The following is a 13,715-nucleotide window of genomic DNA, read 5'->3' on the forward strand; positions in this document are numbered from 1 at the left end:
GGGAGGCGCCGGCGCCGCCGGGGCGGGAGGGGCATGACATGCGCGTCGCGATCTTCACCGAGCCGCACCGCGGCGCCAGCTACGACGACCAGCTCCGGATGGCTCGATTGGCCGAGGACTCCGGGTTCGACGGCTGGCTGCGGGCGGATCACTACCAGGCGATGGGCGACGACCCCGGGCTACCCGGCCCTACCGACGCCTGGCTTACCCTCGCCGGTCTGGCCCGGGAGACCTCGCGGATCCGGCTCGGCACGCTCGTCACCTCGGCCACGTTCCGACTACCCGGCCCGCTCGCCGTGCTGGTCGCCCAGGTCGATCAGATGAGCGGCGGCCGGGTCGACCTGGGCATCGGCGCCGGCTGGTACGAGCGGGAACACCGCGCGCTCGGGATCCCGTTCCCGGCCGTGGGCGAGCGGTTCGACCGGCTCGCGGAGCAGCTCGCCATCGTTACCGGGCTGTGGAGCACTCCGACCGGTTCCCGGTTCAGCTACGCCGGCGACCACTACCAGCTACAGGACGCCCTCGGCCTGCCCAAACCGGTCCAGCTGCCAGGGCCGCCGATCATCGTCGGTGGCCGGGGCCCGAAACGGACGCCGGAGCTGGCCGCCCGGTACGCGGACGAGTTCAACATGCCATTCCGGACGGTCAAGGAGACCGCCGAGGCGTACGCGCGGGTCCGCGAGGCGTGCGACCGGCTCGACCGCCGGGCAACCGGCCGTGATCCGCTGGTCCTGTCCGCCGGAATCGTGGTGGCGATCGGACGGACCGATGCCGAGGTACGGCGGCGCCTCGCACCGCTGCACGAGAAGAGCGCCCTGCCACCGGAGGACCCGGTGGCCGGTTCGCCGGCCCGGCTCGTCGAGCGAATCGGCGAGTTCGCCGAGGTCGGCACCACCCGGGTGCACCTGCGCCTGACCGACCTCAACGACCTCGACCACCTGGAACTCATCGCCGCCGAGGTGCTGCCGAAGCTCGTAAAATAAGGCCCGGCTCACGACGTCGGCAGGAAGTCGTCGGCTGGGTGGGGCCACCGACGCGGGAGGTGGGCATGACGGTGCCGGCGGAGCTGGTGGAGGTCACATCCGAGGCCGAGCTGCGGGAGCTGCTCGGCGAGCCGATGCCACGGGCGGTGACCAAGGAGCGGGTACGACTGCACGAGATCGACCGCGAGTGGCTGGCCGCCTCGCCGTTCTGCCTGGTGGCCACGGCCGACCCGGCCGGCAACTGCGACGTCTCGCCCAAGGGCGACCCGGCCGGCTTCACCCTGGTGCTCGACGACACCACGATCGCCATTCCGGAACGGCCGGGCAACCGGCGCGCGGACGGTTACCGCAACATCCTGGCGAACCCGCACGTCGGGCTGATCTATCTGATTCCCGGCCGGGGCGAGACGCTGCGGATCAACGGTCGGGCCCGGCTGGTCCGGGAGGCGCCGTTCTTCGACGAGATGATCGTCAAGGGGCACCGCCCGATCCTGGCGTTGGTCGTCGAGATCGAACAGATCTTCTTCCACTGTGCCAAGGCGTTCATGCGGTCGTCGCTGTGGCGGCCGGAGACCTGGCATCCGGAGGCGCTGCCGCCGCAGCCGCAGATCGTCAAGCGGGTCCAGCAGACCGAGGAATCGCTGGAGGAACTGGAGCGCTACTACGGCGCCGAGTACGCTCGCCGGCTCTACCAGGGCTGATCCCACGTGCGGTCGGCCGATCGGCCGGGGAACCGCCGTCAGCGGGTGGAGAGCAGCCGCTCGACCGGCAGCCGCCGGATGGAGGCGTCGAGTACCTGCGCGGTGTGCGCCACGGCGATACCGCCGGCTCCGGCGGGCTCCGCCGAGGCCGTACCGACGAGCCGGGGGATGGCGGCGGTGATCTGCATCAGGCAGCCCGGATTGGCGGTCACCAGGAGTCGGGCGCCGGTGGCGAGCACGTCCCGGGCCTTGCGCTCGCCGAGCCGGGCCGCCGGCTCCGGGTTGAGGATGTTCCACACCCCGGCCGAGCCGCAGCACAGCTCCGGGTCGGCGATCTCCCGCAACTCCAGCTCGGGAATGGCCCGCAGCAGCTCCCGGGGCTGACTGCGCACACCTTGGGCGTGCCCGAGATGGCAGGCGTCGTGATAGGCGACGCTGACCGGCAGCGGGTGCCGTTGGGCGACCGGACCGAGTTCGACGAGGAGTTCTGCGAGGTCGCGTACCCGGGCGGCGAACCCGGCGGCCCGCTCGGCGTAGGCCGGGTCGTCGGCGAGCAGTTGGCCGTATCCCTTCAGCGACGAGCCGCAGCCGGCCGCGTTGACCACGAAGTAGTCGATGCCGGTGTCGGTGAAGGCGTCGATCAGGTTCCGGGCGAACGCCTGCGCCTCCGCCTCGCGTCCGTTGTGCACACTCAGCGCGCCGCAGCAGCCCTGCCGGCCCGGATTGATCACCACCTCGCAGCCCTCGGCGGCCAGCACCCGGGCCGTCGCCGCGTTCACCCCGGGGAAGAAGGCGCTCTGCACGCACCCGGTGAGCATCCCCACCACCGCCCGGCGCGGCCCGTACGCCGGTACCCGGTCGGGTGGCTTCGGCGCCCGGGTGAGCCGGGGCGCCAGTGACTCCAGGGTGGCCAACGTCGGCGCCAGCCGGGGCAGCAGCCCGCTCCTGGCCACCAGGCGACGCAGCCCGCTGGCCTGGTACGCCCGCAGCGGTCCGCGCAGCAGCCGCAGCCGCTTCGGGTACGGGAAGAGCGCGAAGATGGCGGCCCGGAGCGCCCGCTCCCGGGCGGGTCGGTGGTGCCGGCGCTCCACCTGCTGCCGGGTGTTCTCGATCAGCGTGTCGTAGCGGACCCCCGAGGGGCACGCGGTGACGCAGGCCATGCAGCCCAGGCAGGCGTCGAAGTGCCCCACCATCGAGTCGCTGAGCGGTTCGCCCTCCAGGCCCTGCCGCATCAGGTGGATCCGGCCCCGGGGCGAGTCCATCTCCTCGCCCCACAGCACGTACGTCGGGCAGGTGGGGAGGCAGAATCCACAGTGCACGCAGTCGGCGACGAGGTCGGCCGGCGGCGGCCGGTGCCCGTCGAAGGCGGGCCCGCCGGGCGCCGGCCCGAGCAGCCCGAGCACGTCCCGGGGCGCGCTGGCCGGCCGGGTACCGCCCGGGGACGGCGCCTCCGGCGCCGGCGGGCTGGCACCGGCTGCGGCGGATCCGGGCGGGAGCGGGTCGGGTGACGTCATCAGATTCCTCCCACGAAGCGTCCGGGCGCCAGCCGCGCGTCGGGATCGAACCGCTGCTTGACCCGGCGCATCAGCTCCAGCCCCTCCACCGGCCCCCACAGGTCGACCCGGTCCCGGACCCGGTCCGGCGCGGTCAGCACCACGGCGTGCCCACCGGCCTCGGTGGCGGCACCCCGCAGCTCCTCGACGACCCGGGACACCCGGTCCGGCGGGGCCGCCGCCGGCAGGCCGGCGTAGAGCACCCCGGTGCCGGCCGAGCCGCGTACCCCGATCGGCACGTCGTGCCGGTCGGCCGCCGCCCGGCCCGCGGCCAGCAGGTCGGGTACCCCGGAGAGCACCCCGGTGAGCTTGAGCCCGGTGTCGCCGGGCTGCCACGGGTACCGCCCCCACCAGGGTGGCGCCGCCGTGCCGGGCAGCGCCTCGGCACCGAGCAGCCGGGCGGCGGCCTCGGCCCTCCCGGCGACTCCGGCAGGCGTCCCCTCCAGCAGCAGCACCACGTCGTAACCGCCCTCCGGTGGCGCCTCGACCTCCAGGGCGGCCGGCACCAGTTGGGCCCCGAGCACGGTACGGAGCAGTCGGCCGACCCGCGCCAGCCCGTCTGCCCCGGCGGCGGTGACCGGGCAGCGCACGTACGACCGGGCGGCCGGCACCGGGTGCAGCCGGAACACGCACTCGGTGACCAGCCCGAGCGTGCCGTACGCCCCGGTGACGAGCTTGCCGAGGTCGTAGCCGGCGACGTTCTTCACCACCTTGCCCCCGGCGTGCGCCACCACCCCGTCGGCGCGGACCAGGGTGACCCCGATCAGCAGGTCCCGGAGGGTGCCGTAGAGCATCCGGCGCGGCCCGCTGCCGTTCACCGCGACCGCGCCGCCGACGGTGGCGCCGCCGACCGGATCGTCCAGCCCCAGCTGCTGCCCGGCCGGAGCGAGCGCGTGCTGGAGTTCGGCCAGCGGGGTGCCGGCCCGGACCACCACGATCAGGTCGCCGGCGGCGTGCTCGACCACTCCGGTGAGCCGCCGGGTCTCCACCACCAGGTCGAGGCTGCGCGGCGGGTTGCCCCAGTCCGACCTGCTGCCGCGGCCGGCGAAGACCACGCTGAGCCCGAGCCCGGCGGCGGCCCGCAGCAGCGCCGCCGCCTGCGCGGTCGAGCCGGGCGCCGCGACGATCCGGGCCGGTACGCCGCCGATCGCGTCCGCCGGCCCGGCCGGCCGGACCAGTGGGAAGTCGACCCCGGCCGTGCCGTCGCGGGTCGCGCGGTCGGGGTGGGTGCCGGCCGGACGGGCACCGTTCGGGCGGGTGCCGGAGGATGTCGCCGGCCCGTCGTCCCCGGCCGCGGCGATCGCGGCCCGGAGCGTGTCGAGGTGCGCGGTGGTGGTGTCGGGTCCGGGCATGGGTCAGAACACCTCCGCGAGACCGGCCTCCTGGAGTGGATGGGGACCCTTGCGCCGGCCGGGCACCTCGCCGCAGAGCCGGGGAGTGGGGAAGATCTTGCCGGGGTTGGCCAGCGAGCGCGGGTCGAAGGCGCAGCGCAGCAACTGCATGGTGTCCAGGTCGTCGTCGGTGTACATCCGGGGCAGGTACTTCGCCTTGTCCATCCCGACGCCGTGCTCCCCGGTGATCGACCCGCCGTACGCGACGCAGAGGTCGAGGATGGCGCCGGAGAGTTCCTCGGCGCGTTCGGCCTGCCCGGGCACCGCGTCGTCGAAGAGGACCAGCGGATGCAGGTTGCCGTCTCCGGCGTGGAAGACGTTCGCCACCCGGATACCGCGCTCGGCGGCGAGTTCGCCGATCCGGCGCAGCACCTCCGGCAGGGCGGTACGCGGGATCACCCCGTCCTGCACGATGTAGTCCGGGCTGATCCGGCCGACGGCGGCGAACGCCGACTTGCGGCCCTTCCAGAAGAGTGCCCGCTCGGCGTCGTCGGCGGCGATCCGGATCTCGAACGCGGCGTTGGCCCGGCAGAGCCGCTCCACCTCGGCGAATTGCGCCTCGACCTCGGCGGCCGGGCCGTCCAGTTCGACGATCAGCACCGCGCCCGCGCCGGCCGGATAGCCGCAGTGCACCGCCGCCTCGGCCGCCTCGATGGCGAGCGCGTCCATCATCTCCACCGCTGCCGGCACCACCCCGGCGGCAATGATCGCCGAGGTCGCCGCCCCGGCCGCGTCCGTGCTGGCGAAGGCGGCGAGCAGGGTACGCACCGACTCCGGCAGCCGGACCAGCCGGACGGTGACCTCGGTGGCGATCCCGAGGGTGCCCTCCGAGCCGACGAAGGCCCCGACCAGGTCGTAGCCGGGGCTGTCCGGTGCCGCCCCGCCGAGCCGGACCAGGTCGCCGTCCGGGGTGACCACCTCCAACCCGAGTACGTGATTGGTGGTGAAGCCGTATTTCAGGCAGTGCGCCCCGCCGGAGTTCTCCGCCACGTTCCCGCCGATCGAGCAGATCTGCTGGCTGGACGGGTCGGGGGCGTAGTAGTAGCCGTCCGGGGTGGCGGCCCGGGTGACCGCCAGGTTGATCACGCCCGGCTCGACCACGGCCCGTTCGTCGGCCGGCAGCACCTCCCGGATGGTGCGCAGCCGGGAGGTGACGATCAGCACCCCGTCGGCGTGCGGCAGGGCGCCGCCGGAGAGCCCGGTGCCGGAGCCTCGGGCCACGAACGGCACCCCGGCGGCCACACAGGCCCGGACCACCAGGGCGCACTCTCCGGCGGTCCGCGGCAGCACCACCAGCGCCGGCACCACCCGGTACTGGGCCAGCCCGTCGCACTCGTAGGTCCGTAACCGGGCCCGGTCGTCGATCACCTGCTCGGCACCGAGAACGCCGCGCAGCTCGGCGGCCAACCTCTCGATCTGGGGTCGGGGCATCGTCGACCTCCGGTCTCTGCGCGGCGCGGTGGCCGGCGCCGCCTGCGCGCCTCGGCCGCCACGCGTCGGGTCTCAGGGCACTTCTACGCCGCTTCCGTCCATCGTCGTCAAGGTGTGTCCGGCTCAGGGCATCCGCTCGTACGCGGGCAGGGTGAGGAAGTCGACGAACTCGTCCGCCACGGCGACCTCCATGAACAGCCCGCGTGCCTCGGCGTACCGGTCGGGGTCGGCGCCGAGCTTGGCGATCTCCTCGTCGGCGATCCGCTCGACCAGCTCCCGGGTCACCCGGACGCCGGTGTCCAGCGTGACGTCGTTGTGCAGCCACTGCCAGACCTGGGAGCGGGAGATCTCGGCGGTCGCCGCGTCCTCCATCAGGTTGAAGATTGCGACCGCGCCGGAGCCGGCCAGCCAGCTCGCCAGATATTGGATGCCGACGCTGACGTCGTTTCGCAGCCCCGCCTCGGTCGGGGCGCCGGGGGTGGCCGCCACGTCGAGCAGTTGCGCCGCGCTGACCCGTACCTCGTCGCGGGTCCGGTCGAGTTGGTGCGGCCGGTCGCCGAGCACCCGGTCGAAGACCTCGCGGCAGACCGGCACCAGGTCGGGGTGGGCCACCCAGGAGCCGTCGAAGCCGTCGTTCGCCTCCCGGGTCTTGTCGTCCCGGACCTTTGCCAGGGCGGTCTCGTTGACCTGCGGGTCCCGCCGGCTGGGGATGAAGGCGGCCATCCCGCCGATCGCGTGCGCGCCGCGCCGGTGACAGGTCCGGACCAGCAGTTCGGTGTACGCCCGCATGAACGGCGCGGTCATCGTCACCGCGTTCCGGTCCGGCAGCAGGAAGTCGGCACCCCGGGTACGGAACTTCTTGATCACGCTGAACATGTAGTCCCAGCGGCCGGCGTTCAGTCCGGCGGAGTGCTCGCGCAGCTCGTAGAGGATCTCGTCCATCTCGAAGGCGGCCGGGAAGGTCTCGATCAGCACGGTGGCCCGGATCGTGCCGCGCGGGATGCCGAGCCACTCCTGGGCGGCTCCGAAGACGTCGTTCCAGAGCCGCGCCTCCAGGTGGCTCTCCAGTTTGGGCAGGTAGAAGTACGGGCCGGAGCCGGCGTCGAGCTGCGGCCGGGCGCAGTGGAAGAAGTAGAGGCCGAAGTCGACCAGGCTGCCGGAGGTGGGCTCGCCGTCGACCAGGATGTGCTTCTCCGGCAGGTGCCAGCCGCGCGGCCGGACCACGATGGTCGCCAGCTCGCCGTCGCGCAGCCGGTAATGTTTCCCCTCCGGCGTGCGCAGTTCCAGCTTGCGGGCGATCGCGTCCCGGAGGTTGAGCTGCCCCTCGACCACGTTGCGCCAGAGCGGGGTGTTGGCGTCCTCGTGGTCGGCGAGCCAGACCTTGGCGCCGGAGTTGAGTGCGTTGATGGTCATCTTGGCGTCGGTCGGCCCGGTGATCTCGACCCGCCGGTCGACCAGCCCGGGTGCCGGCTCGGCGACCCGCCAGTCACCGGCCCGGATCTCCGCCGTCTCGGGCAGGAAGTCGAGGGTGCCGCCGGCGGCCAGCGCCGCCGCCCGGTCGTCGCGCAGCGCCAGCAGTTCCCGGCGGCGGCCGTCGAACGACCGGTGCAGCCGGGCCACGAAGTCGAGCGCTTCGCCAGTGAGTATCTCCTGGTAGCGGTCGTTCATCGGTCCGGTGACCTGGACGCCCTGCGGCAGCTTCATCGCCGACCTCCTCGTAGGTGATCCCCGTGATCAGGGTACGGCGCCCCGGGCGTTCCGGCCCGGCGTGCTCGACCCGGATCACGGGGATCGCGGTGGTGCACCGGCTCAGCGGATCGCGCCGCCGTTGGCCCGGCAGGTGTCCCGGACGTGCCAGAAGTCGCTGAGGTAGTCGTCGTGGATGCCCCGGCCCATCACCCGCAGCATCGCCTCGTCGGCCTGGCGCAGCGCGGAGACGTTGTAGTTGTGGCTGCCGGTGAAGACCCGGGGCACGATGTCGTCGTCGTACGCGCCGTCGATGATCATGTATTTGTTGTGCGTCCGGATGTCCCGGCCCGGCCCGACGTTGTAGTTGCACCGGGTGAGCTGGACGTTGCTGCCCAGCGCGTTCAGCACCCCGGCGTTCGCCTCGCTGTAGACGACGTCGACCCAGCAGCCGGCGTTGCGCAGCGCGGTGAGCTTCTTGGCCACCTCGGGGCGGTTGAACGAGAACATGTTGACCCGTACGTCGGTCTGCCGGCGGGTGCCGTTGTCGTCGTACGAGCAGGAGGCGACCGAGTCGAGCACGCTGACGATGGTGTCGGTGGCCGGGTCGCTGACCGGCTGCCCGGAGCGCTCCCGCCGGGGGAAGAAGTACGCCCGGTACGTCGTACCGGTCGGGGTGCCCCAGTAGTAGTTGTTGTTGCCGGCCGAGTTGTAGCGGTACGACCGCAGGTCCGCGAAGTACTGCCGGTACGCCTGGTAGGTGGTGGCGTCGCTGAAGGTCAGCCCGTTGTTGTACGCCTCGTTCGCGTCCCACCAGCCCAGGTTCGCCGAGCCCTGGAAGACCACGTTGGACACCGTCGAGCCGCTGTTGAGCACGATGCTGGACGCGATCAGGAACTTGTTGTGGTTGTAGGCCGTCACCGACGAGTCGGTGTAGTCGATCCGGCGGGTGCCGATGCAGCCCCGGTCGGCGCTGGGGAACTGGTCGGCGCAGTGCACGATGTACGACCCGGCGGTGTCGTTGCTGCCGAGCACCGGGAGCAGCCGCTGGTAGGGCCGCTGGCTGACCTGCTCGTGATCCAGGATGATTTTGACGCGTACCCCCCGCTGGTGCGCGTTCAGCAGCCGTCCGGGCAGGTCGGGAGTGGTCTCCGAGTCGGTGACGTCGGTGACGCCGAACCCGAACCAGGACATCTGGATCTCGCCGCCGGCCGGTACCCGGTCGATGATCCGGGCGAGCTGGATGAAGATCGCGTTCTGCTGCGCGGCCGTGCCGGTCGGCCGGTTGAAGACCGCGTCGTTCATCGTCGGATCCGGCTCGGCCGCGCTGGCCGGCCCCGCGCCCAGCGCCGGTGCCCCGAGCGTGCCGGCGGCGAGGATGAAGACGAGTGCCGACCGGGCGACCAGACGTGGCGAAAATCTACGCATCCGCATGGCTAGATGATTGCACCGAACTGTGACCGACGGAACCTCCGTTCCCGGTACGGATCGGCCGCCCGGCGCGGTTGCCCCGGAGGTGAGCGGTCGGGACGTGGACGTGGTGGTGATCGGGGCCGGTCAGGCGGGACTCTCCGCCGGCTACTTCCTCGGCCGGAGCGGATTCGCGCCGGAGACCGGCTACGTGCTGCTGGACGGCGGCGCCGGACCGGGCGGCGCCTGGCGGGACCGCTGGCCGACGCTGCGGATGTCCGCCGTGCACGGCGTGCACGACCTGCCCGGCCGAGCGCTCGGGGAGTTCGATCCGGACCGGCCGGCCGCCGAGGTGGTCGCGGACTACTTCGCCGGGTACGAGCGGGAGTTCGGCCTGCCGGTGCACCGCCCGGTGAACGTGACCGCGGTGCACGACCGGGACGACGGCCGACTCGAGGTGCGGACCGACGCCGGGCGGTGGCGTACCCGGGCGCTGGTCAACGCGACCGGGACCTGGCGGCACCCGTTCTGGCCGTACTATCCCGGCCAGGAGTCGTTCGCCGGCCGGCAGTTGCACACCGCCGACTACCGGGGACCGGCCGAGTTCGCCGGCCGCCGGGTGGTGGTGGTCGGCGGCGGCACCTCCGCCCTCCAGTTGCTGGACGAGATCGCCACGGTCGCCGCCGAGACCCGCTGGGTCACCCGACGGCCGCCGGTGATCGTCGAGGGTGCGTACACCCCGGAGTGGGGTCGGGCCGCGGTCGCCCGGGTCGACGCCCGGGTCCGGGCCGGACTGCCGCCGGCCAGTGTCGTCGCCGCGACCGGTCTGGTGTGGACGGAGCAACTGCGCCGGATGCGGGCACAGGGCCTGCTGCACCGGCTGCCGATGTTCGCCCGGATCACCCCGGACGGCGTCGTCTGGCCCGACGGCACCAGCTTCGCCGCCGACGTGATCCTCTGGTGCACCGGATTCCGGGCCGCCCTCGACCATCTCGCGCCGCTGCGGTTGCGGGGGCCGGGCGGGGGAATTGTGATGGACGGGACCCGGGTGGTCGCCGACGACCGGGTGCACCTGATCGGGTACGGACCGTCGGCGAGCACGATCGGCGCGAACCGGGCCGGCCGGTCCGCCGTACGGGAGATAAGGCGGCTGCTCGACGCGGCGTCGGCTCCGGCCGGAATGCCGCGCTGACCTGCTGAGACGTCCTGCCGAGCGGACCGGCGGAGCGCCCTAACACGCCCCGCCGGGCGGCTCACCGCATTTGACGAATCGGGCTGGAAGCGGCAACGTAGGGCAAGTACGGCCTGTCGCCACGAGTTGGGGGCTCGGCGCGACGTGCACCGGCCGTACCCAGGCGTCAGCCCGGTCCGCGCAGCGGGTGGACCAGACGAACGGGCTGGCTACATGACCGATGGCCGTCGCGCTGTAGGGCCCAGTTGGCCTGACGCGGGTGCCCGGGGCACGCCCGCCGGATGGGCGCACGGGCCGAGCACACGAAAAATCCACGAGGAGTCTGCATGCTCACCATGACCGAGAACGCCGTACTCGTGATCCGGGACCTGACCGCACAACAGGAGGTGCCGGACGGCGCCGGCCTGCGTATCGCCAGCGACCTCACCGCCGGGTCGCTCAACCTCACCCTGGCGGAGAGTCCCGCCCAGGGTGACCAGGTGGTGGACAGCGACGGCGCCCGGGTCTTCCTCGACCCGCAGGCCGCGCAGATTCTCGACGACAAGGCCCTGGACGCCGCGGTGGACGCACAGGGTGCGGTGCAGTTCGGCTTCGCGGAGCAGGGCCCGACGACCTGACCCGTAGCCCGGACCTTCGACCTGGATCGGGCCTCCCGCCGGCTGGGATCACCGGCGGGTGGCCCGGTCCTGGTCAGGTACAGTCCAGCCGTGCATCGCTGCTTCCCGATCACCCCGCCCCCGCGCTTCTGAGCGGGGCGACAACCCCAGCGCGTCGTGCCGATCCGGCCGGTGCGCTGTTTCCTGTCGGGTGATCCTGGGCTCGCCCCGCTTCCGCGACCATTTCCCCCTCTCGTCGCAGGAGCGCGAACCCTCATGCACACCTCTTCCGCACCACTGGTCGCCGTGCGCCACCGGTCCGGTGCCGGCCTGTGGTTTCTGATCGTCTCTGGCACCCTCTGGGGCACCGGTGGGCTCACCGGCAGCCTGCTGGGTCGGCACACCGGGCTCTCTCCGGTCGCGGTCGCCGGATACCGGCTGGCCGTCGGCGGGATCCTGATCGTGGCCTTCCTCGCCCTCACCGGACGCCGCCCGCCGCGCGGCCGGGCGGCCTGGACCCGGATCGCCGTCTTCGGCGTACTGGCCGGGCTCTACCAGGTCTGTTACTTCGGCGCGGTGTCGCTGACCTCGGTCAGCCTCGCCACCCTGGTCACCATCGGCGCCGCCCCACTGCTGGTGCTCGGCGCCGAGGCGGTCGCCGGCCGGCGCCGGGTGGACCGGCGTACCGCCGGAACCTGCGCGCTGGCGGTGGCCGGGCTGGCGCTGCTGGTCGGGCTGCCGGCCGGCGGCTTCGGGGCACTCGCGGTGCTCTCCAGCGCGCTGCTCGCGCTGGTCTCCGCGGCCGGATTCGCCGCGATTACCCTGGTCGGGGCCCGGCCGGTGCCGGGACTGGACGAACTCGCCGGCACCGGGTACGGCTTCACCCTCGGCGGGCTGCTGGTGGCGCCACTGGCCGCCGGCACGGTGGGGCTCGGTTTCCCGCCCGGTCCCGCCGCCCTCGGGCTGCTGGTCGCGCTGGGCACCGGGCCGACCGCGGTGGCGTACCTGCTCTACTTCCGCGGGCTGCGTACCGTCCGGCCCGGCACCGCGGCGCTGCTGGCGCTGCTGGAGCCGCTGGTCGGCGCGGTACTCGCCGCGCTGCTGCTCGGTGACCGGCTCGGCCCGGTCGGCCTGCTCGGCGCGGCGCTGCTCGGTACGGCTGTGGTGCTCGCCGCCCGGTCGCCGGTCGCGCCGGCGTAGAGTCGCGGGCCGACGTCCACCGCCCCGTCTCCGGCCCGGGACCGCGCCGGGGCGGGGACGGGGGAGGGAGACGACGGGACTTCAACGAGCGTGCCCGCCGCCGCGGTGCGGCGGGCCGGGTCGGCGAGCCGGGCCAGCTCCGGCAGCACCTGGCCGAGCGGTGCGTCGATGGTCAGCTCGGCGTAGTCGTCGCCCCGGGTCGGGCCCTGGTTGACGATCACCACCGGGATGTCGAGCTTCGCGGCCCGGATCACGAACCGGCGGCCGGACATCACCGTCAGGGAGGAGCCGAGCACCAGCAGCAGCCGGGCCCGCTCGACCAGTTCGAAGCAGGTCCGGACCCGGTCCGGCGGTACGGACTCGCCGAAGAAGACCACGTCCGGCTTGAGCATGCCGCCCGGGCACGCCTGGCAGTCCACGGTCTGGAAGCCCTCGACCAGCTCGTCCGGCAGCTCGACGTCGCCGTCCGGGTTCACCGTGTCGGACCGGGCGGCGAACTCGGGATTGGCGAGCCGCAGCCGCCGGTCCAGCGTCCCGCGGTCGGTGGTCTCGCCACAGCCCAGGCAGATCACCCGGGCCAGACTGCCGTGCAGTTCGACCACGGACCGGGCGCCGCCCGCCTGGTGCAGGCCGTCCACGTTCTGGGTGAGGATGCCGGTCAGCAGCCCGCGCCGGTCGAGTTCGGCGACCGCCCGGTGCCCGGCGTTCGGGGTGGCCCGGGCGATGGTACGCCAGCCGAGGTGGCTGCGCGCCCAGTAGCGGCGCCGGGCCAGCGGGTCGCCGACGAACGCCTGGTACGTCATCGGGGTGTGCCGGCGCAGCGCCCCGCTCGGCCCCCGGTAGTCGGGAATCCCGGAGTCGGTCGACAGGCCGGCACCGCTGAGCACCAGCACGTCGCCACCGGTCAGCAGTTGCGCCAGCGGGGCGTAGCGTTCGGCGCTCGGGTTGTCCACCCGTCCATGCTGCCTCGCCGCACACCGCCGTGGCGAGTCGCCGATGCGTGGCGAGTACGGCACCGGCCAGGGGTAACGCAGATCACCGAGCCCTTTCAGCCGGAACCGTGCGGCCGAGCTCCCCGGTCAGCGTGCCGTGCGGGGAGCAGTTGCCGTACCGGCCGACGGAGGTGGCGACGGTGCGGTCCCGTCCGCTGCCGGTTCGGCCGGCGGGGTGCTGAAGGTGAGCGGTTCGGAGAGCGGGCTCAGGGTGTAGCCCGAGCCGACCAGCGCGGCGGCGCGGACCGCCACGGTGTACTCGGTGCCCGGGGTCAGCGCGACGAAGGTGACGGTGGTGGACGGCATCGAGGAGAAGCCCTGCCACTCGCCGTCCACCAACCGCTGCATGGAATACCGGAAGACCGGACCGGCGGATGGCGCCCAGGTCAGCGTCGCGCCGGTCGGGGTGATGCCGGTGGCCACCGGTTGGCCGGGCGGCGGGAGCGGGATCAGTGGATCGGCCTGCGCGGGGGCAGCCGGCAGGGCCAGCAGGGCGGCCACGGTGAGGAGGGCGGTGTGCAGGAGGGTGGGCAGCTTGCGTCCGAGCATGGTGAGAGCCTTTCTGAGTACGACTGCTCCA

Annotated in this window: 11 protein-coding genes and 1 pseudogene; 5 read left to right on the plus strand and 7 right to left on the minus strand. The window is 73.2% G+C overall.

The genetic code is table 11. The features are described from left to right. Positions 1-38 precede the first annotated feature (38 nt). Both ACSMXO_RS06880 and ACSMXO_RS06885 read left to right on the plus strand, forming a co-directional pair. Positions 39-983, plus strand: a complete 945-nt coding sequence (locus tag ACSMXO_RS06880) for an LLM class F420-dependent oxidoreductase (RefSeq protein WP_346259449.1) — start codon at positions 39-41, stop codon at positions 981-983. Between the two features lie 65 nt (positions 984-1,048). Next, a complete protein-coding gene (locus ACSMXO_RS06885; protein WP_346259448.1) occupies positions 1,049-1,684 on the plus strand; it encodes a pyridoxamine 5'-phosphate oxidase family protein in 636 nt (211 codons plus the stop codon). 38 nt (positions 1,685-1,722) lie between these two features. On the opposite strand, the gene ACSMXO_RS06890 is transcribed toward ACSMXO_RS06885, so the two are convergent. The 5 genes from ACSMXO_RS06890 to ACSMXO_RS06910 form a co-directional block, all read right to left on the minus strand. After that, positions 1,723-3,198, minus strand: a complete 1,476-nt coding sequence (locus tag ACSMXO_RS06890) for a (Fe-S)-binding protein (RefSeq protein ID WP_455417086.1) — start codon at positions 3,196-3,198, stop codon at positions 1,723-1,725. Next, complete coding sequence (locus ACSMXO_RS06895; protein ID WP_455417087.1) at positions 3,198-4,589, minus strand: FAD-binding oxidoreductase; 1,392 nt, start codon at positions 4,587-4,589, stop codon at positions 3,198-3,200. Before ACSMXO_RS06895 ends, ACSMXO_RS06890 begins: the two co-directional genes overlap by 1 nt. A 3-nt stretch (positions 4,590-4,592) precedes the next feature. Further along, positions 4,593-6,059: an FAD-linked oxidase C-terminal domain-containing protein gene (locus tag ACSMXO_RS06900; protein WP_455417088.1), complete on the minus strand. Its 1,467-nt coding sequence runs from the start codon at positions 6,057-6,059 to the stop codon at positions 4,593-4,595. A gap of 123 nt (positions 6,060-6,182) precedes the next feature. Then, positions 6,183-7,763, minus strand: a complete 1,581-nt coding sequence (gene aceB / locus ACSMXO_RS06905; protein ID WP_455417089.1) for a malate synthase A — start codon at positions 7,761-7,763, stop codon at positions 6,183-6,185. A 105-nt stretch (positions 7,764-7,868) separates the two neighbouring features. After that, a complete protein-coding gene (locus ACSMXO_RS06910; protein WP_346259443.1) occupies positions 7,869-9,179 on the minus strand; it encodes a phospholipase D-like domain-containing protein in 1,311 nt (436 codons plus the stop codon). 82 nt (positions 9,180-9,261) lie between these two features. Between ACSMXO_RS06910 and ACSMXO_RS06915 the strand changes: the two genes are divergently transcribed. The 3 genes from ACSMXO_RS06915 to ACSMXO_RS06925 all read left to right on the plus strand — a co-directional run bounded on the left by ACSMXO_RS06915 (position 9,262) and on the right by ACSMXO_RS06925 (position 12,143). Beyond that, positions 9,262-10,347: an NAD(P)-binding domain-containing protein gene (locus tag ACSMXO_RS06915; protein ID WP_455417090.1), complete on the plus strand. Its 1,086-nt coding sequence runs from the start codon at positions 9,262-9,264 to the stop codon at positions 10,345-10,347. A 326-nt stretch (positions 10,348-10,673) separates the two neighbouring features. After that, positions 10,674-10,964, plus strand: a complete 291-nt coding sequence (locus ACSMXO_RS06920; RefSeq protein WP_346259441.1) for a HesB/IscA family protein — start codon at positions 10,674-10,676, stop codon at positions 10,962-10,964. Between the two features lie 255 nt (positions 10,965-11,219). Continuing rightward, positions 11,220-12,143 carry a DMT family transporter gene (locus ACSMXO_RS06925; RefSeq protein WP_455417091.1) on the plus strand — a complete coding sequence of 308 codons (924 nt, stop codon included), beginning with the start codon at positions 11,220-11,222 and terminating at the stop codon, positions 12,141-12,143. Positions 12,144-12,274: 131 nt separating this feature from the next. On the opposite strand, the pseudogene ACSMXO_RS06930 reads toward ACSMXO_RS06925, so the two are convergent. Together ACSMXO_RS06930 and ACSMXO_RS06935 are read right to left on the minus strand one after the other, a co-directional pair. After that, a pseudogene (locus tag ACSMXO_RS06930) lies at positions 12,275-13,096 on the minus strand (NAD-dependent protein deacetylase); the annotation flags it as partial. A gap of 126 nt (positions 13,097-13,222) precedes the next feature. Next, positions 13,223-13,684, minus strand: a complete 462-nt coding sequence (locus tag ACSMXO_RS06935; protein ID WP_455417092.1) for a fibronectin type III domain-containing protein — start codon at positions 13,682-13,684, stop codon at positions 13,223-13,225. Between the last annotated feature and the right edge of the window lie 31 nt (positions 13,685-13,715).

The sequence above is a fragment of the Plantactinospora sp. DSM 117369 genome (genome assembly GCF_053764795.1).